The sequence below is a fragment of the Bacillus sp. SIMBA_008 genome (assembly GCF_046535495.1).
Lineage (GTDB): Bacteria > Bacillota > Bacilli > Bacillales > Bacillaceae > Bacillus > Bacillus subtilis.
This window is the reverse complement of sequence record NZ_JAWRWL010000502.1, coordinates 1-270: the sequence shown is the minus strand read 5'-3', so window position 1 is coordinate 270 and position 270 is coordinate 1. Positions and strand designations below refer to the sequence as shown.

General features: G+C 70.4%; 1 protein-coding gene. It reads right to left on the bottom strand.

All coding sequences use genetic code 11. The annotated features are described in order from the left end of the window. Positions 1 to 270: helix-turn-helix transcriptional regulator (locus SB658_RS24200; protein WP_410602893.1), on the bottom strand; the 270-nt coding region annotated here is incomplete at both ends.

Sequence of the window (270 nt, the reverse complement as noted above, 5' to 3'; positions counted from 1 at the left end):
CCCGGCGCGCAGGGCGAGCCGGTACGGTTCGACGATGCGCCGCGACTCGGTGTCGGAGTGGGTGCGGTAGTCGAACCGCAGTTGCACGGTGTCGCGGCAGGCAGAGGCCAGAGTGAGGAGCACGTCAGGGTCCACGGCGGGTCCATGGCCGGGGACCGGGACGACCGTCGACTGCAGCGTCGTGATGCGATGCCGGAGGTGCGAGGGCAGCACCTGGTACATCTTGGCCAGTGCGCGGAGAGAGGCCTCCTCGAGGTCGGCGATCGACCC